Annotated in this window: 15 protein-coding genes, 1 pseudogene and 1 riboswitch; of the genes and pseudogenes, 3 read left to right on the top strand and 13 right to left on the bottom strand. The window is 73.5% G+C overall.

Annotation, left to right across the window (positions count from 1 at the left end; genetic code table 11):
• The 4 genes from ACFQ9Z_RS10695 to ACFQ9Z_RS10680 all read right to left on the bottom strand — a co-directional run bounded on the left by ACFQ9Z_RS10695 (nt 1) and on the right by ACFQ9Z_RS10680 (nt 3,472).
• A complete protein-coding gene (locus ACFQ9Z_RS10695) occupies nt 1–798 on the bottom strand; it encodes an amino acid ABC transporter ATP-binding protein (RefSeq protein WP_383014085.1) in 798 nt (265 codons plus the stop codon).
• A complete protein-coding gene (locus tag ACFQ9Z_RS10690) occupies nt 795–1,775 on the bottom strand; it encodes an amino acid ABC transporter permease (protein WP_383014081.1) in 981 nt (326 codons plus the stop codon). The genes ACFQ9Z_RS10695 and ACFQ9Z_RS10690 overlap by 4 nt, the downstream gene beginning before the upstream one ends.
• Before the next feature lie 324 nt (nt 1,776–2,099).
• Nucleotides 2,100–2,208, bottom strand: a riboswitch (SAM riboswitch).
• A gap of 65 nt (nt 2,209–2,273) precedes the next feature.
• Nucleotides 2,274–3,137, bottom strand: a complete 864-nt coding sequence (locus ACFQ9Z_RS10685) for a glutathione S-transferase C-terminal domain-containing protein (protein ID WP_383014078.1) — start codon at nt 3,135–3,137, stop codon at nt 2,274–2,276.
• A 224-nt stretch (nt 3,138–3,361) separates the two neighbouring features.
• Nucleotides 3,362–3,472, bottom strand: coding sequence for a putative leader peptide (locus tag ACFQ9Z_RS10680; protein WP_351577512.1), 111 nt, complete (start codon nt 3,470–3,472; stop codon nt 3,362–3,364).
• 322 nt (nt 3,473–3,794) lie between these two features.
• Here ACFQ9Z_RS10680 and ACFQ9Z_RS10675 point away from each other — a divergent pair, with 322 nt between their 5' ends.
• Nucleotides 3,795–5,015, top strand: a complete 1,221-nt coding sequence (locus tag ACFQ9Z_RS10675; RefSeq protein WP_383014074.1) for a metallophosphoesterase — start codon at nt 3,795–3,797, stop codon at nt 5,013–5,015.
• Between the two features lie 462 nt (nt 5,016–5,477).
• Here the strand turns inward: ACFQ9Z_RS10675 and ACFQ9Z_RS10670 are convergent, their stop codons facing one another.
• Complete coding sequence (locus ACFQ9Z_RS10670) at nt 5,478–6,215, bottom strand: flavodoxin family protein (protein ID WP_383014071.1); 738 nt, start codon at nt 6,213–6,215, stop codon at nt 5,478–5,480.
• A 227-nt stretch (nt 6,216–6,442) separates the two neighbouring features.
• Here ACFQ9Z_RS10670 and ACFQ9Z_RS10665 point away from each other — a divergent pair, with 227 nt between their 5' ends.
• Nucleotides 6,443–7,150: a GntR family transcriptional regulator gene (locus ACFQ9Z_RS10665; protein ID WP_383014068.1), complete on the top strand. Its 708-nt coding sequence runs from the start codon at nt 6,443–6,445 to the stop codon at nt 7,148–7,150.
• A 39-nt stretch (nt 7,151–7,189) separates the two neighbouring features.
• Here the strand turns inward: ACFQ9Z_RS10665 and ACFQ9Z_RS10660 are convergent, their stop codons facing one another.
• The 6 genes from ACFQ9Z_RS10660 to ACFQ9Z_RS10635 all read right to left on the bottom strand — a co-directional run bounded on the left by ACFQ9Z_RS10660 (nt 7,190) and on the right by ACFQ9Z_RS10635 (nt 13,482).
• A complete protein-coding gene (locus ACFQ9Z_RS10660; protein WP_383014065.1) occupies nt 7,190–8,191 on the bottom strand; it encodes a proline racemase family protein in 1,002 nt (333 codons plus the stop codon).
• 2 nt (nt 8,192–8,193) lie between these two features.
• On the bottom strand, nt 8,194–9,096 hold the full coding sequence (locus ACFQ9Z_RS10655) for a dihydrodipicolinate synthase family protein (protein WP_383014062.1): 903 nt from the start codon (nt 9,094–9,096) through the stop codon (nt 8,194–8,196).
• 62 nt (nt 9,097–9,158) lie between these two features.
• Nucleotides 9,159–10,592 (bottom strand): FAD-dependent oxidoreductase, encoded by a 1,434-nt coding sequence (locus ACFQ9Z_RS10650; RefSeq protein WP_383014059.1) that lies wholly within the window; start codon nt 10,590–10,592, stop codon nt 9,159–9,161.
• Nucleotides 10,579–10,842 carry a (2Fe-2S)-binding protein gene (locus ACFQ9Z_RS10645; protein WP_383014057.1) on the bottom strand — a complete coding sequence of 88 codons (264 nt, stop codon included), beginning with the start codon at nt 10,840–10,842 and terminating at the stop codon, nt 10,579–10,581. Before ACFQ9Z_RS10645 ends, ACFQ9Z_RS10650 begins: the two co-directional genes overlap by 14 nt.
• Nucleotides 10,839–12,005 (bottom strand): NAD(P)/FAD-dependent oxidoreductase, encoded by a 1,167-nt coding sequence (locus tag ACFQ9Z_RS10640; RefSeq protein ID WP_383014055.1) that lies wholly within the window; start codon nt 12,003–12,005, stop codon nt 10,839–10,841. Before ACFQ9Z_RS10640 ends, ACFQ9Z_RS10645 begins: the two co-directional genes overlap by 4 nt.
• A gap of 148 nt (nt 12,006–12,153) precedes the next feature.
• Nucleotides 12,154–13,482 (bottom strand): enolase C-terminal domain-like protein, encoded by a 1,329-nt coding sequence (locus tag ACFQ9Z_RS10635; protein WP_383014052.1) that lies wholly within the window; start codon nt 13,480–13,482, stop codon nt 12,154–12,156.
• A 246-nt stretch (nt 13,483–13,728) separates the two neighbouring features.
• On the opposite strand from ACFQ9Z_RS10635, the pseudogene ACFQ9Z_RS10630 reads away from it, so the two are divergent.
• Nucleotides 13,729–14,147 (top strand): annotated as a pseudogene (locus tag ACFQ9Z_RS10630) (IclR family transcriptional regulator); the annotation flags it as partial.
• Between the two features lie 170 nt (nt 14,148–14,317).
• On the opposite strand, the gene ACFQ9Z_RS10625 reads toward ACFQ9Z_RS10630, so the two are convergent.
• Nucleotides 14,318–14,554, bottom strand: coding sequence for a DUF5302 domain-containing protein (locus ACFQ9Z_RS10625; RefSeq protein WP_383014049.1), 237 nt, complete (start codon nt 14,552–14,554; stop codon nt 14,318–14,320).
• 103 nt (nt 14,555–14,657) lie between these two features.
• Entirely contained in the window at nt 14,658–16,073 is a 1,416-nt protein-coding gene (locus ACFQ9Z_RS10620) for a DEAD/DEAH box helicase (protein WP_383014046.1), read from the bottom strand.
• Nucleotides 16,074–16,355 lie beyond the last annotated feature (282 nt).

Raw genomic sequence — 16,355 nt, 5'->3', positions numbered from 1 at the left:
TCACAGGACCTTGCTGAGGAAGTCCCTGGTCCGCTCGTGCCGTGGTGTGTCGAGGACCTCGGAGGGCGGCCCCTGCTCGATGATCTTGCCGCCGTCGATGAAGACGACCCGGTCGGCGATCTCGCGCGCGAAGCCGATCTCGTGGGTGACGATGACGAGGGTGGTGCCGCTGGAGGCCAGGTCCCGGATGACGGCGAGGACTTCGCCGACCAGTTCGGGGTCCAGGGCGGAGGTGGGCTCGTCGAAGAGGATGACGCCGGGGCGCAGCGCCAGGGCGCGGGCGATGGCGACGCGCTGCTGCTGTCCGCCGGAGAGTTGGCGCGGGTAGGCGCCGGTCTTGTCGGCGAGGCCCACCCGGCCGAGGAGTTCGCGGGCCAGTTCCCGGGCTTCGGGCCTGCCGAGCCGGCCGGTGGCGACCGGGGCCGCGGCCACGTTGTCCAGGACCGTCAGGTGCGGGAAGAGGTTGAAGTTCTGGAAGACGAACCCGATCCGTCCACGCTGGGTGAGGATGGCCCGCTCGCTCAGCTCCTTCAGCCGGTCGCCCTGCCGCTTCACGCCGATCGGCTCGCCGTTGATGCTGACGTGGCCGATCTCGGGCTTCTCCAGGTGGTTGATGACCCTCAGCAAGGTGGACTTGCCGGAGCCGGAGGGACCGAGGATCACGGTGACCTCGCCGGGACGGACGGTCAGGTCGACGCCGTCCAGGACCCGGTGGGTGCCGTACCACTTGTGCACGTCGTGGAGTTCGACGGTGGCGGCTTCGACGTCCGCCAGGGCGTCGGCGGTCTTGGCGGTCATACGGCGGCCTCCCGGCGGATGCGGGCCCGCAGGTCGGTCAGACCGGTGCGGAGCTTCTGCAGTGGCGTCGGCGGCAGGCTGCGGGTGGCGCCCCGGGCGTAGTACCGCTCGACGTAGAACTGGATGACGGAGACGACGCTCGTCAGGATCAGGTACCAGACGGTGACGACCAGCAGCAGCGGCACGATGTCGCCGGGGTAGGTGGAGCCCATGGTCTGCGCGGAGCCGAACAGGTCCAGCAGGGAGACGTAGAAGACCAGCGAGGTGCCCTTGATCAGGCCGATGAGCTGGTTGACGTAGTTGGGGATGATGGAGCGCAGCGCCTGCGGAAAGACGATTCTGCGGAACTGGTATCCCTTGGGCAGGCCGAGGGCGGCGGCCGCCTCGTGCTGGCCCTGGTCGACGGAGAGGATGCCTCCGCGCACCACCTCGGCCGCGTAGGCGGCCTCGTTGAGGCTGAGGCCGACGACGGCGACGACCATGTCGGTGGCGAGTTTCGACTCGTCGAAGGAGAAGAAGGCCGGCCCGAAGGGGATGCCGACGCTCAACGTCTTGTACAGGGCACTGAAGTTGTAGAGGAAGATCAGGACCACGATGAGCGGGATGGAGCGGAAAGCCCAGACGTAGGTCCAGCTGACCGCGCGCAGTACCGGGCTCTTCGACAGCCGGGCCAGGGCGAGCAGGACACCGCCGATGAGGCCCAGCACGGCGCTGTAGGCGGCGACTTCGAGGGTGATGAGGAGGCCGTCGAGGATGGTCGGCCGCAGGAACCAGTAGCTCCAGCGGTCCCACTGGTAGAAAGGGTTGGTCACCAGCCCGTGGGCGAACTGGGCGACCAGGACCAGGACGACCGCGGTGGCGATCCAGCGTCCCGGCCGTCGCAACGGCAGTACTCGCTGGGCGGTGAGGGCCTTGGGCGGTTCGGCGGTGGTCGGCGCCTCGGGCAAGGTGACGGTGGCGCCAGGGGGTTCGCTCATGGTGGGCTCCGGCTGGGTGGGAACACCCCGGATCCACGCCGGTGTGCGGGGACGCGCAGGACGGCGGGAGACCGGGAGTGGGAAGGGCGACGGCACACCGCGCGGGCGGTGTCGGTCAGGGAGTGCGAGGGCTGCGGGGAGGAGTCAGCCCCGACAGCCGGCACGGCCCGGTGCGGTACACAGTGCGCTGCTGACGCGGAGCAGATCGACGGCGCGGTCGGCGACGAGCAGGCTCGCGTACGTCCGTACGCAGCCCTGGGAACGGCGTGCGGCCGTTCTGGGAGCTGCGTACATGGCGTCACCGTCACTGTTCCGGCCCCACGGGCCTCGCGCTTACCGATGTGTCATCGGCCGGGTCGTCACCTGGGGCACCCCACCGCGGTGCGAGGGTTGCCGGTCAGCCAGCCAGGGCTTGTCACTGACACTCATGACCGTTCTGGGCCGTAGTAAAGACAAGTGCCCGAACGTATGTCAACGCCGGTCCACCAGGTGGAACGGCTAACGGGCGCAGTGCGCCGCCCAGTCGAGGATCTGCACGGCCGAGCCGGCGGCCTCCAGCCCGCGGCACTGGGCGTGGTGGCGGCGGTCGATGCCGTCGAGGTCGAGGTGGGCGCCGAAGGCCGGGTGGGCGGTCAGACGGCGGGCGTAGGACCACAGCGCCGGGTGGCCGGCGATGCGCTGGACCGCGACGGCGTCGAGATGGTGCCGGTGCACGGTGTCGAGCCGGACCAGGGCGACCCACAACTCGACGTCGGCGGCGGTGACTTCGTCGCGGATCAGGTAGGTGCGGCCGTCGAGCCGGCGGTCGAGGGCGCCGAGGGTCTCCAGCAGCGTGGCCACTGCCATGTCGCGTTCCGCCGCTTCCCCTCCCACGGCCCCGGCCCGCTGCGCCGCCCCCTCGATGCCCTCCACGCACATCCGCTCCACGGCCTCGATCTCCGACTCCGCGCCGCTCGGGTAGAGCGAGGGGCCGCAGGTGTCGAAGCGGTGGGCGAGGTCGCGCATGATGTCCCGGTCGTGGGTGCTGACGATCCGCCCGGACCATCCGTCACTGAGCACCGGCGCCGCGGCCGGACCGGAGTAGCTGTGCGCGCTCGCCTCGTACAGCGGGCGCAGGACGGAGTGGCCGCCCTCGGGACAGTCGGGGACGGCGGGCAGGTAGGTCACCGGACAGACGGCGTCCAGGCCGAGCAGGGTGTGGGTGACGGCGATGCGCAGGCCGGCCGGACACGCGGTCGACAGATGGAGCCGGTAGCGGCCGGGAACGGCGTAGTGGCCGCTGCGCGCGTCCCTGCCGATGCGGCCGCGGAAGGCGGGCGTGGGCCGGACGGAAACGTGGGCGGGCGGCGTTGTGACGGTCATGACTCTCCCCGGAAGCGGGCGCGGACGTACGCGCGGCGGATGCGACATCGGGCTGGGCCCCGTGGCCGGATCCCCCTGCTCCGCCCGGAGGGCGGGCCCGGCGATCGGTGCCGGGCCCGCCGGGGCTACGGGGATGCGACGACGGAACCCCGGTGCGGGGCTCAGCTGGGCACGCCGGACGGCACGACGCTGCGCGGTAGGCGTCGGCGCGGCAGGTGCGCAGGTCAGCCCATGGGGCCGAGCGCGCTGCAGACGCGGAGCAGGTCGATGTGACGTCGGGAGGTCAGCAGAGGCGAACGGCTCACTCGGACGGTGACCGGATCAAGGCGCCTCATATTTCCCTACCTGTTCACTGGGATTCCTCATCGAGTGTCGATCCACCGGCCACGGACGTCAAGAGGTCCGTCCCGCATCGCGGACATCCCGATGGACGCGCCCCCGCCCCTGGACGGTCCACCCTCCCCGGGTCACTCGGCGCGGCCGGGCCGGGTGCCGAGACCGGGCCCGCGGACAGCGCGGGCTACGGATTCGCTCCGCTCCGGCCCGCCTCCGGGATTCGGCTCCACGGCGACGCCCCATTCCTGAACACCCGTCCGGCCCTCCCGTGGACGACCGGCTACAGTGCGCGAGACGGCAGCCCGGGCAGAGAGGCGAAGCGTGACCGACACCAGCAGCACCCGACCCGCCGACAGCCCAGCGCAGGCGCCGCGGCGGAGCCTGCTGCACCGCCTGATGCGCTACATCCCCCTGGTCGCCCCCGTCCTGCTGTGGGCCGTGCCGTGCTGGGTGCTCCTGTACACCGGCCAGCACTGGCCGCTGCCCGTCACGCTCGCCGGCACGGCCCTGTTCGTCCTCGGCCTCGCCGGGATGCCGCTCGCGATGGTGCGCGGCCACGGCCGGCGCCAGCAGGACCGGGCGGCGATCGTCGGTGACACCCTGCTGGGCGCCGGCTGGGTGCTGTTCACCTGGTCCGTGCTGCTCGGCGTGCTGCTGCGGCTCGCGCTGACCGTGGCAGGCGTCGGTGAGAGCCAGGACCGGGCCCGCATCGTCACCTGGGCCGTCCTCGGCGTAGCCGCCGTCCTGCTCGTCTGGGGGTACGCCGAAGCTCGCCGCGTGCCACGCGTGCGCAGGCTCGACGTGCAGCTGCCGCGACTGGGCGCCGGGCTGGACGGCCTGCGCGTCGCCCTCATCACCGACACCCACTACGGCCCGCTGGACCGCGCCCGCTGGTCGGCGCGGGTGTGCGAGACGGTGAACACCCTGGAAGCCGACCTGGTCTGCCACACCGGTGACATCGCGGACGGCACGGCCGAGCGCCGCCGCGTCCAGGCCGCCCCGCTCGGCACCGTGCGCGCCACCCGGGCCCGGGTGTACGTCACCGGCAACCACGAGTACTACAGCGAGGCCCAGGGCTGGGTCGACCTGATGGACGAGCTGGGCTGGGAGCCGCTGCGCAACCGCCACCTGCTGCTCGAACGCGGCGGCGACACCCTCGTCGTCGCCGGCGTGGACGACGTCACCGCCGAGTCCTCCGGCCTGGCGGGCCACCGCGCCCACCTCGCCGGAGCCCTGGACGGCGCCGACCCCGGCCTGCCCGTCCTGCTCCTGGCGCACCAGCCCAAGTTCGTCGACCGGGCGGCGGCCGCCGGGATCGACCTCCAGCTCTCCGGCCACACCCACGGCGGGCAGATATGGCCCTTCCACCACCTGGTCCGCATCGACCAGCCCGCCCTCGCCGGTCTCAGCCGGCACGGCGCCCGCACCCTCCTCTACACCAGCCGCGGCACCGGCTTCTGGGGCCCGCCGTTCCGCGTCTTCGCCCCCAGCGAGATCACCCTGCTCGTCCTCCGCTCCCCGGACCGGCCCGCCACGCCGTAGCCACCGCCGTACAGGAGGCGTCCGGCGCCGCGATTGCGCCCGCCGCGCCCTCAGGAGAACTGGACGGTGACGTCGGCCGGCAGCCGGTCGAAGACCGACCGGCTCGTCGTCGTCCGCGGTCATGGTGTGCCCCGGCGGCCCGCGGCGGCAAGGTTCCCGCCGTCGCGGGCGGCCCGCCGGGCACGGCGCGGCCCGAGTGCGTGGCCGACCGCGGAGGCGGGGAGGAGCACGGCGGCCACAGCGCCGCGCGTGCGCCCCGGCCGCTCCCGCGCCGGCTTCCGGTCCGGCCTCCCGTGCCGTGGCCCGCGGGAGGGTGCGGGACCCGACGGCCCTCGACCGCTCGCCATGGGCCGCCTCCTCCGGTCGAAGGGAACGCTCACGAGCCGGCACGGGCAAGGCGCGCTGCCCGGCTCTGTGGCGCAGGCGGCCGCGGGGCGGGCGCGCCGCCCGGGCCTGGCCGCCCTAACGGTGTTCGGGGTTCTCGAAGTCGCGGCGGCATCCGGCGTCCCAGGCGGTGCGCTGGTTGCCGTAGGCGGGAATGCCGCCGAGGTCCTTCAGCGCCCGCGCCAGGTGCAGCAGGTTCCAGGTCATGAAGGTGGTGTTGCGGTTGGTGAAGTCGTTCTCCGGGCCGCCCGAGCCGGGGTCGAGGTACGAGGGGCCGGGGCCGGCCTCGCCGATCCAGCCGGCGTCCGCCTGGGGCGGGATGGTGTAGCCCAGGTGCTGCAGGCTGTACAGCACGTTCATGGCGCAGTGCTTGACGCCGTCCTCGTTGCCGGTGATCAGGCAGCCGCCGACACGGCCGTAGTAGGCGTACTGGCCTGCGTCGTTGAGCAGGCTGGAGCAGGAGTAGAGGCGCTCGATCACCCGTTTCATGACGGAACTGTTGTCACCCAGCCAGATCGGGCCCGCCAGTACGAGGATGTCGGCCGCCAGGACCTGCCGGTAGAGGTCCGGCCAGGCGTCCGTCTCCCAGCCGTGCTCGGTCATGTCGGGCCACACGCCGGTGGCGATGTCGTGGTCGACGGCCCGTACGACGTCGACCCGCACGCCCTGCGCGTCCATGATGCCGGTGCTCCGGTCGATCAGTCCCTGGGTGTTGCTCGTCTCCGGTGACCGTTTGAGGGTGCAGTTGACCACCAGGGCCCGCAGGTCGTCGTAGCGGTTCGGCGGTGCGTCGGCGGCGCGCGACGAAGCGGTCACGAGGTCCTCCCGGACTTGGAGCCGCGCGAAGGGCGGCGGCGCGTTCACATCCGCATCCAGCGTCCGGGCAAGCCGCGGCGGGTGCTACCGCAGCACCTCCGAACGGACCTGGTGGACCCCTGGCGGCCCGGGCGAAGTACCAGGTCCGCCGGGTCACCCGCCGGTTTCGGCGCAACGTGACATTGTATATTCGGAGGCCATCGAGCTGGACCGGCGGAGGAGCGCGGATGCCTCATCTCGGATCGCGGGCGGTCTCCGCCCAGACCCATCTGCGCGACCAGGTGGCCGACGCTCTCCGGGCGGCTCTCATAGCGGGCGAGCTGCGGCCTGGGGTCGTCTACTCCGCCCCCGCCCTCGCGTCGGAACTCGGCGTCTCCGCCACCCCGGTGCGCGAGGCGATGCTGGATCTGGCCAGGGAAGGCCTGGTCGAGGCGGTGCGCAACAAGGGCTTCCGCGTCACCGAGATGACCGAGCGGGACCTCGACGAGTTCACCGGCCTCAGGACACTGATCGAGGTTCCCACCGTGGGCCGTGTCGCCGAGACGGCGAGCGCCGAGCAGTTGGAGACGCTGCGCCCGCTGGCGCGGCGGATCGTCACGGCGGCCCGGGAACACGACGTCATCGAGTACCTCGAAGCCGATCACCGGTTCCACCTGGAGCTGCTGGCCCTGGCCGGCAACCAGCGCCTCGTGGAGGTGGTGGCCGATCTGCGCAAGCGATCGCGGCTGTTCGGGCTGACCAGTCTCAACGAGACGGGACGCCTGGTCGCTTCGGCCCAGGAGCACGTCGAACTGCTCGACCTGATGGTGGCCGGCCGGGCGAAGGAGGCGGAGGAGTGCATGCGCCGGCATCTCGCCCATGTCCGCACCCTGTGGGCGGACGGCCGGGCGGAAGCCGAAGAGTGCGAGCCGGCCCCGCGGCCCGGCGACCGCTAGCACTCCCGCCTCGGCGCCGCCACCGGCCCGGGCCGGCACTCACAGGGTGAAGCCGGCCGGGTAGGGGTCCGACGGATCGAGCAGGTACTGGGCGGTGCCGGTGATCCAGGCGCGGCCCGTGACGGACGGCAGGACGCCAGGACGGCCCCCGACCGTCGTCTCTTCTCTGATGCGCCCGGTGAAGCGGGAGCCGATGAACGACTCGTTGAGGAACTCCTGGCCCGGCGCGAGTTGCCCGCGCGCGTGCAACTGCGCCATCCGGGCACTGGTGCCGGTGCCGCACGGAGACCGGTCGAACCATCCGGGGTGGATGGCCATGGCGTGCCGTGAGTGCTCCGCGGTGGACCCGGGGGCCTCCAGATAGACGTGGTGGCAGACGTCGATCTCCGGGTTCTCCGGGTGGGCCACCGGGTTCTGCTCGTTGATCGCGTCCATGATGGCCAGTCCGGCGTCGAGCAGCCGCTGCTTCTCCGCCCGGTCGAAGGGGATGCCGAGGTCCTCGGTCCGGACGAAGGCGTAGAAGTTGCCGCCGTAGGCGATGTCGTAGCGCACCGCCCCGTAGCCGGGGACGTCGACGACCTGGTCGACCGCGTGGCAGTACGACGCGACGTTCTCCAGGGTCACCGACTCGGCACGGCCGTCGCGGACCCGGACCCGCGCCGTGACCAGTCCGGCCGGTGTGTCCAGCCTTACCCGGGTCTCCGGCTCGACGGCCTCGACCATCCCGGTCTCGACGAGGACCGTCGCTACGCCGATGGTCCCGTGCCCGCACATCGGCAGGCAGCCCGAGACCTCGACGAAGAGCACGCCGAAGTCGGCGTCCGGCCGGGTCGGGGGCTGCAGGATGGCGCCGGACATCGAGGCGTGCCCCCGCGGCTCGCACATCAGCAGGGTGCGCAGGTGGTCGCGTTCGGCGACGAACCGCTGCCGCCGCTCGGACATCGTCGACCCGGGCAGGACGCCCACCCCGCCGGTGATGACACGGGTCGGCATGCCCTCGGTGTGCGAGTCGACGGCGTGGTAGCAGACGGAGGACCGCATCGTCAGCTCACCCCGCTGTCGATGAGCGCCTGGGTGGCGGCGCGGACGACGGCCTCGGTCTCCGGGCCGAGCGGCCGCCGCGGCGGGCGGCACCTGCCTCCGCGCCGGCCGGTCATCTCCTGGCCGAGTTTGACGGCCTGCACGAACTCCGTCCTGCTGTCCCACCGCAGGACCGGGTGGAGCCGGCGGTAGAGCGGGAGCGCGGTCTCCAGGTCGCCGGCGACCGACGCCTCGTACAGGGCGAGGCAGGCCCGGGGGAAAACCTGCGGGTATCCGGCGACCCAGCCCTTGGCGCCGGCGAGACCGACCTCCAGGACGGTGTCGTCGGTGCCGATCACGAGGTCCAGTCCGGGCGCGAGTTCGGAGATCTCGTAGCACCGCCGCACGTCACCGGAGAACTCCTTGACGCCGACGATGAGTCCCTCGGCGTGCAGCTTCGCCAGCAGTTCCGGGCGCAGATCGACCTTGGTGTCGACGGGGTTGTTGTACGCGGTGACCGGCAGACCCGCCGACGCCACCAGCTCGAAGTGCTCAAGGACGGCACGGTCGTCGGCGCGGTAGGCGTTGGGCGGCAGGCACATGACGGCCTGGCAGCCCGCGTCCTTGGCGAACCGGGCGTGCCGCCTGGCCTCGACACCGCCGTAGGCGCCGACGCCGGGCATCACGGTGAACCCGGCCGGTGCGTTGGCGACGGCCGTCTCCACGACGCGGTCGCGTTCCTCGTGCGTCAGTGTCTGGTATTCGCCGAGCGATCCGTTCGGCGCGACGCCGTGCACCCCCTGTTCGGCCAGCCAGGCGACGCTCTCCCCGTAGGCGCCGAAGTCGACCGCGAGGTGGTCGTCGAAGGGCAGGCTGGTGGCGACGAGGACGCCGTGCCAGGGCGTGCGGGGCTGGGTCCGGGTCATGACACTCCTTGTCGGTCGTCGGAGCCGCCCCTGCGTGCGGGGAGACGATGCTCCGGTGACGGTCATTCGTCCAGGTCGGCGAGAGCTCCCAGGGTGACGGGCGCGGCGACGAGCCGTTCCGCGGGCACGTAGGGCCGGTCCGGTGCCGTGAGGCCGTGCACGGCCGGTCCGCACATCCGCCCCTGGCACCAGCCCATCCCGGCCCGGGTGAGCTGCTTGACCTGCCGGTGGTCGCAGGCGCCGCCGTCGGCGAGGGCGGTTCGGAGGGCCCGCGCGGTCACCTCCTCGCAACGGCACACGACCGTGTCGTCGGTCAGCCAGGAGGACCACGCCGGAGGAATCGGGTGGGCGAGGGCCAGTGCCCGGGCGAAGGCGCGTCGCCGGGCCACCGCGGCGCGCACCGCGGCCGTCCGCTTCCTTCCCGCGCCGGGCGCGGCGCCGGAGTCGGCGAGCACCGACGCGGCGGCGAGGCGTCCCTCGGCCAGTGCGAGCGCCGCCCCGCCCACGCCGCACGCCTCGCCCGCGGCGTAGAGGCCGGGGACGGTGGTGCGCTGCCCGTCGTCGACGGCGACGACGGCGTTGCCGTCCGCGGAGCCGGTGAGGTCGCAGCCGAGGGGCGGGAACAGGTCGAGCTGCGGTGCGAATCCCCAGCCGACGCCTACCGTGTCGACGTCGATCCGCCGTTGCGTGCCCGGGCGCGGGCTGCCGTCGGACGTCACGGCGGCGATCCGGACCGACGTCACCCGGTCGCCGCCCCCTGCTCCCACGGCGCCGGTGATCGCGGTGCGCGTGCGGACTCGGACGCGGTGGCGGGCCAGCGCGGCGGCGTATCCCGCGGCCTCGGCCCACTTGTCCGGGTTGCGCAGCAGTGCGCCGGGATGCCGCAGCCATGCCCGGGGGTCCGCGGCTTCGCAGACCGCGACCACCTCGGCTCCGCGCGCCGCGAGGGCCGCGGCCACCGGGAGCAGGAACGGGCCGGTGCCGCCCAGCGCCACGCGGCGTCCGGCGACGACTCCGCCGCCCTTGAGCAGTGCCTGGATGCCGCCGATGGTGAGTACGCCGGGAAGGTCCCAGCCGGGGAACGGCAGTTGCCGGTCGTAGGCGCCGGTCGCCACGAGGAGCCTCGGAGCACGCAGGACGAGGGCGGTTTCCCGTGGCGCGTCGCGCCGGTCGACCGTGTGGACGGCGAAGCCGTCGCCGTCGCGGACGGCGGACCACACGTGGTGTGCCAGGCGCAGGTCGAGCCGCCCCGCGGCGCGGCCGGCCGACAGGGCCCGGCACAGCCCGCGGTACTGCCGCAGTCCGTGGTGCAGGTTCCCGGTCGGGATCGCCGCTCGGGCGTGCTCCGGCGGGTGCCGCCAGAACTGGCCGCCGACGGCGGTGCCGGAGTCCACCAGAACGACGCGCAGCCCGCCGGCCAGGGCCGTGGCCGCCGCGGCCATGCCGGCCGGGCCCGCGCCCACGACGACGAGGTCCGCGGGCTCACTCGTGGTCATCCTGGTGGCCCTCCTCGGTCGTGACGGTCATGCCCGGCCGTGCCGGGACCAGACAGGCGCGCTGTCCGGGGGCTCCGTCGACGGTCACCAGGCAGTCGAAGCAGACGCCGATGCCGCAGAAGACCCCCCGTGGGCGGTGCCCGACGCGGGTGGTGCGCCAGGCGACCCGGCCCGCGGCCACCAGGGCCGCGGCGACGGTCTGCCCCTCGGTGAACGGCAGGGGTTCGCCGTCGACGACGATCTCGCTCATGCCGGCGCACTTTCGGGGGTGAGGAAGCGGTCGGGCAGCAGGCCGGTGTGCGCGGCCGGGTCGGCGCCGCTCCAGGGGCGGCCGAGCAGGTGCGCGGTCACGAGTGCACCGGTCGCGGGGGCGAGACCGATGCCCGCGCCTTCGTGACCGCACGCGTGGACGACTCCCGGCGCCCGCGGGTCGGGCCCGACGACCGGCAGGTGGTCCGGACAGTACGGTCTGAAGCCGCGGTAGGCGCGGATCAGGTGCACCTCGCGCAGGAAGGGGAACAGCCGGCAGGCCTGCGCCGCGAGCCTGGCCACCACGGCGGTGTTCAACGTCCGGTCGAAGCCCACGCGTTCGCGGCTCGCGCCGATGAGGAGGGTGCCGCCGCGGGTGCCTTCCACGACGCACGAGGTCTCCGGTCCTGCGTCGGACGAGGCGACGTTCGCGACGTAGTCCGCCGAGTAGACCTTGTGCCGGACCATCGGTGGGAGCGGTCGGGTCACCAGGACGAAGCCCCGGCGTGGCAGCACCTCGACGGGTGCGCCGAGCCGGCGTCCGACCTCGCCGCCCCAGGTTCCGGCGGCGTTGACGACGGCGTCGCAGGGCAGCACCTCGCCGGCCGCGGTCCGGACGCCGGTGACCCGGCCGTCCCCGGTGGTCTCGGCGCCGACGACCTCCCCGGTGTGCAGGCGCGCGCCGCGCCGTACGGCGGCCCGCAGCAGCGCGGCCGCCGCCAGGACCGGCTGCACCTGGGCGTCCTGCGGGTAGAGGACGCCGCCGGGCACCTCGGGCGCGAGGTGGGGTTCGAGGGAGCGCACCCGGTCGACCGGTTCGGCGACGACCCCGGCCGCTTCCTGCCGGGCGGCGAACTCCCCGAGCGGCGCGAGCCCTTCGGCGGTGCTCGCGACGACCAGGCCGCCTTTGGCCTCGAACTCGATCGCTTCGGGCCCGAGTTCCGCGGCGGCCTCGTCCCACAGCGTGCGGCTCAGGTGCGCCAGGTCGAGTTCGGGGCCGGGTTCCTTGTCGGAGAGGAGGATGTTGCCCTCCCCGCGGCTCGTCGTCCCGGCGCCGACGGGGCCGCGGTCGGTGACAGTGACGTCCATTCCCGCCGAGGCGGCGTGGAAGGCGCATGCGGCGCCGACGACGCCCGCGCCCACGACGACGGCCTTGAGGGTCACCGGACTCCTCCCTGTGCAATGTCACATGCCATCGCTCAGGCTATACACCCGACCGGCCGCGGACAACGCCCCGTCCGCGGCCCGCACCGAGCGAGTCCGGGCGGCCGTCCGGCCGTCCGGCCGGTGGACCCGGGCCCCGACGGACCGGCTACCGCACCAGGCAGGGCCGCTTGGCGTCGAACTCCCAGCCGGGCACCAGGTACCGCATCGCGGCGGCATCGTCCCGCGCCCCCAACGCCTCCTCGCGGTACAGCTCGTGGGCCGCGCGCAGGCGGTCCATGTCGAGTTCGACGCCCAGGCCAGGGGCGTCGGGGACGGCGATCTCACCGTCGGCGATCCGCGGCGGGCTGACGGTGAGCCGCTCCAGGCCCTCCTGCCAGATCCAGTGCGTGTCCAGGGCGTTGTACTCGCCGGGGGCCGCCGCGCCGCAGTGCGTGATCATGGCGAGTGAGATGTCGAAGTGGTTGTTGGAGTGACAGCCCCAGGTCAGGCCCATCGCGTTGCACAACTGGGCCACGCGCACCGATCCCTGCATGGTCCAGAAGTGCGGGTCGGCCAGCGGAATGGACACCGACTGCAGGGCCAGGGCGTGGGTCAGCTGCCGCCAGTCGGTGGCGACCATGTTGGTCGCCGTGGGCAGGCCCGTGGCGCGGCGGAACTCGGCGAGGACCTCCCGCCCCGAGTAGCCGCCCTCCGCCCCGCAGGGGTCCTCGGCGTAGGCGAGCGTGCCCACCAGTGGCGAGCACAGTTCGACCGCCTCGCGCAGGGACCACGCGCCGTTCGGGTCCAGGGTGATCCGGGCCCCGGCGAAGCGGTCCTTGAGCGCGCGTACGGCCTCGACCTCCTCGGCGCCCGGCAGGACACCGCCCTTGAGCTTGAAGTCCCGGAAACCGTAATGGTCGTACGCCGCCTCGGCCCTGCGGACGATCGCCTCGGGCGTGAGGGCCTCCTCGTGCCTGAGCCGGTACCAGTCGACGTCCGAGCCGGGCTCCCGGACGTACGGCAGGTCCGTGCGGCCGGGGTCGCCCACGTAGAAGAGATAGCCGAGCACCCGTACGGACCGCCGTTGCTGACCGTCTCCGAGCAGCGCCGCGACCGGTACGCCGAGGTGCTGGCCGAGCAGGTCGAGCAGCGCCGACTCGACGGCCGTGACGGCGTGGACGGTGGTGCGCAGGTCGAAGGTCTGGGCGCCTCGTCCGCTCGCGTCGCGGTCGGCGAACCGGCTCGCGATCTCGCGCAGGACGCGCTTGTAGTCGCCCACCTTCGCGCCGACGACGAGCGACTCGGCGTCCCGCAGCGTCCGGGTGATCTTCTCGCCCCCGGGCACCTCCCCCAGTCCAGTACCGCCGTCGGAGTCGGTGAGGACGACGATGTTGCGGGTGAAGAAGGGACCGTGGGCGCCGGAGAGGTTCAGCGCCATGCAGTCGCGGCCGGCGACGGGGTAGACGGCGAAGTGGGCGATGGTCGGCTGGCTCATGCTGGTCCGGTTCCTCGTGTGCAGTGGCTTCTCGGGTCGACGCCCGTCCAGCCCGCTGAACGTGCTGAGCCGCTTCACGGTGCTCATCCTCATATGCAGACGACGGACATGTATGAGAACGGAGCTAAGCGGTTCGGCCGTGAACGGTCAAGGTGTGCGAGGGCACGGACCTACGATGTTGCCCTGCCGGAGAACAGCCGGGTCCGGGAGGTCAAGTCGACGGCCCGCACCGTCGCCCTCCTCTAACTGCTCGCCGCACGCGGCGACCGGCCGGCCCGGCTGGACGAACTCGCCGGGGAACTGGGCGTGCCGCGCTGCAGCATGTACCAGCTGCTCCAGACCTCGTCGGCTGCGGCTGGGTCCGTTCGGACACCACCGGCTCCCGCTACGGGACCGGGATCCGCGCCCTGCACACGGGCATGAGCTAACTGGACAGCGACCCGTGCGTGCGCGTGGTCCGCCCCTTTCTCGACAAGGCGTCGGACGCGCTCGGCGAGACGATCCATCTGGCCCGGCTCGACGGCCCGAACGCCGTCTACCTCGCCACGCGCGAGTCCCACGGGTACCCGCGCACCATCAGCCGGGTCGGCCGGCGGATCCCCGCCCACGCCGGCGCACTCGGCAAGGCCCTGCTCGCCGAGCACCCCGACGACGACCGGCTCCCGCCCCCCGGCGACGGCTTCGACCGCCTCATGGAACTGGCACGGGCCTGCTTCGAGCAGGCCGGCCGCGGGTTCGCCCACCCCTGAGGCCGGCTCACGCGGTCGCGGCCGGCGTCACCCGGACCCGGCCCGGCCGGCGGGACGGGGGCGGCCGGGTCGCGGGAGCTGTCGGGTCAGCCGCCGCTCTTGCGCCTGAACGACCGCTGGCTCGTGGCCGGGCCGTGCGCCGCCCGAACCTTCGACGCGTTGGGGCCGGCGGCGGCGTCGGCGGCGTCCGACTGCGCACCGCGCTTGCGCGCCAGGGCTTCGCGGAACTTGCGCTTGAGGTCGCCGTCGCCGTCCGGCGCCTCGGGGGACGTCTCCGGCGTCGCCGGCTCCGAGTCTTGCGTGGACGCGGGCTCCGCGGTCATCGTGACCTCCTGGGTTCGGGGACGGGCGAGCCCAGCTTGTCATGCCTGGACGCGGTGCGGGGCGAGGACGACACCATTGCCGCTCACCTCCGGGCCGGCGCTCTCAGCCGTTGCGGCGCACGAGGGCGGCCTTGCGGGCTTCGGCGAGCTTGCGGGCCTCACCGGCCCTGCGGGACCTGCCGCCGGTGCCGCGGGAGTCGCCCTTGCCGGTGCCGAGGCCGCGGAAGGGGACGTTGGTGTTCTTGGGACGGGGAGCGGCGGGCCCGCCGTCGAGCGGGATCCCGGAAGCAGCCCTGGCGCCGGTGATCCGGCTCAGCTCCGCCTCGCCCGAGCGCACCTTGGTGACGGTCGCCTCGACGCCGGCTTCGGCCAGCATGCGGCCGGCCTCCCGGCGCAGGCCCGCCGGCACCAGCGTGACCACGGTGCCGGACGCGCCGGCGCGGGCGGTGCGGCCCGCCCGGTGCACGTAGTCCTTGGGGTCGGTGGGCGGGTCGACGTTGACCACGAGATCGAGGTCGTCGACGTGCAGGCCGCGGGCCGCGACGTCGGTCGCCACCAGAACGGTGATCTGCCCGCTCTTGAACTGGGCCAGCGTCCGGGTGCGCTGTGGCTGGGACTTGCCGCCGTGCAGGGCCCCGGCGTGCACCCCGCTGGCCCGCAGATGCCGGGTGAGCTGGTCGACGGCGTGCTTGGTGTCGAGGAACAGCAGTACGCGGCCGTCGCGGGCGGCGATCTCCGTGGTGACGGCGTAGCGGTCGGGGCCGTGGACGACCAGCAGGTGGTGCTCCATCGTCGTGACCGTGCCCGAGGACGGGCCGACCGAGTGGACGACGGGGTCGTTGAGATAGCGGCGGACCAGCTGATCGACGTCGCGGTCCAGCGTGGCCGAGAACAGCATCCGCTGACCGTCGGGGTGCACCTGGTCGAGGACGTCGACCACCTGCGGCAGGAACCCCAGGTCGCACATCTGGTCGGCCTCGTCGAGCACGGTGGTCCTCACCCGTCCCAGGCGGCAGGCGTTGCGCTCGATCAGGTCGTGCAGGCGTCCGGGGGTGGCGACGACCACCTCGGCTCCCTGGCGCAGCTCGGCGATCTGCCGGCCGATCGACAGGCCGCCGACGACCGTGGCCGTCCGCAGCCGCAGTGCCTCGGCGTAGGGCGCCAGCGCCTGGGTGACCTGCTGGGCCAGCTCCCGGGTGGGCACGAGGATCAGGGCGAGTGGCTGCTTCGGTTCGGCGCGCCGCCCGGCCGTGCGGGTCAGCAGCGGCAGGCCGAAGGCGAGCGTCTTGCCCGAGCCCGTGCGTCCGCGCCCCAGGACGTCGCGCCCCTCGAGGGCGTCGGGCAGTGTGGCGGCCTGGATCGGGAAGGGCTCGCGCACCCCGAGCCCGCTCAGGGTGCGCAGCACCTGCGCCGGCAGTCCCAGACCGGCGAAGGAGACGGCCTCGGACAGCGCCGGGGCCGTGGAGACGGGCCGGGCGGGACCGCCGTGAGCGGTGCCGGGGTCTTCGGGGTGCTTCATGAACAGCCTTCCGCAGGGGAACGAACCGAGGAAGGCCCGGCAGGATTGCACGGCCAACGCACGAGCGGGGCCGGGAGGCAGCAGCGCCCACCGCGACGACCACGCAAAAGCATGACGTTAACACACGGCATGGCGTCGCGCCGGGGGCACCGATGCCGACGTGCGGCGGGGGGGCGCCCCGGGGGGGGGGGGGGGCCCCCCCCCCCCCGGGGGGGCGGGCCCCCCCCCCCCCCGCGCGGGGGCCGGGCGGCCCCCCCGAGTGCGCGCGGGTGCTGGGCGCGA

It is taken from the genome of Streptomyces sp. NPDC056580, assembly GCF_042793175.1.
Taxonomy (GTDB): domain Bacteria; phylum Actinomycetota; class Actinomycetes; order Streptomycetales; family Streptomycetaceae; genus Streptomyces.
Note: the sequence above shows the minus strand (reverse complement) of the source record. Positions and strands in the feature narration are given on the sequence as shown.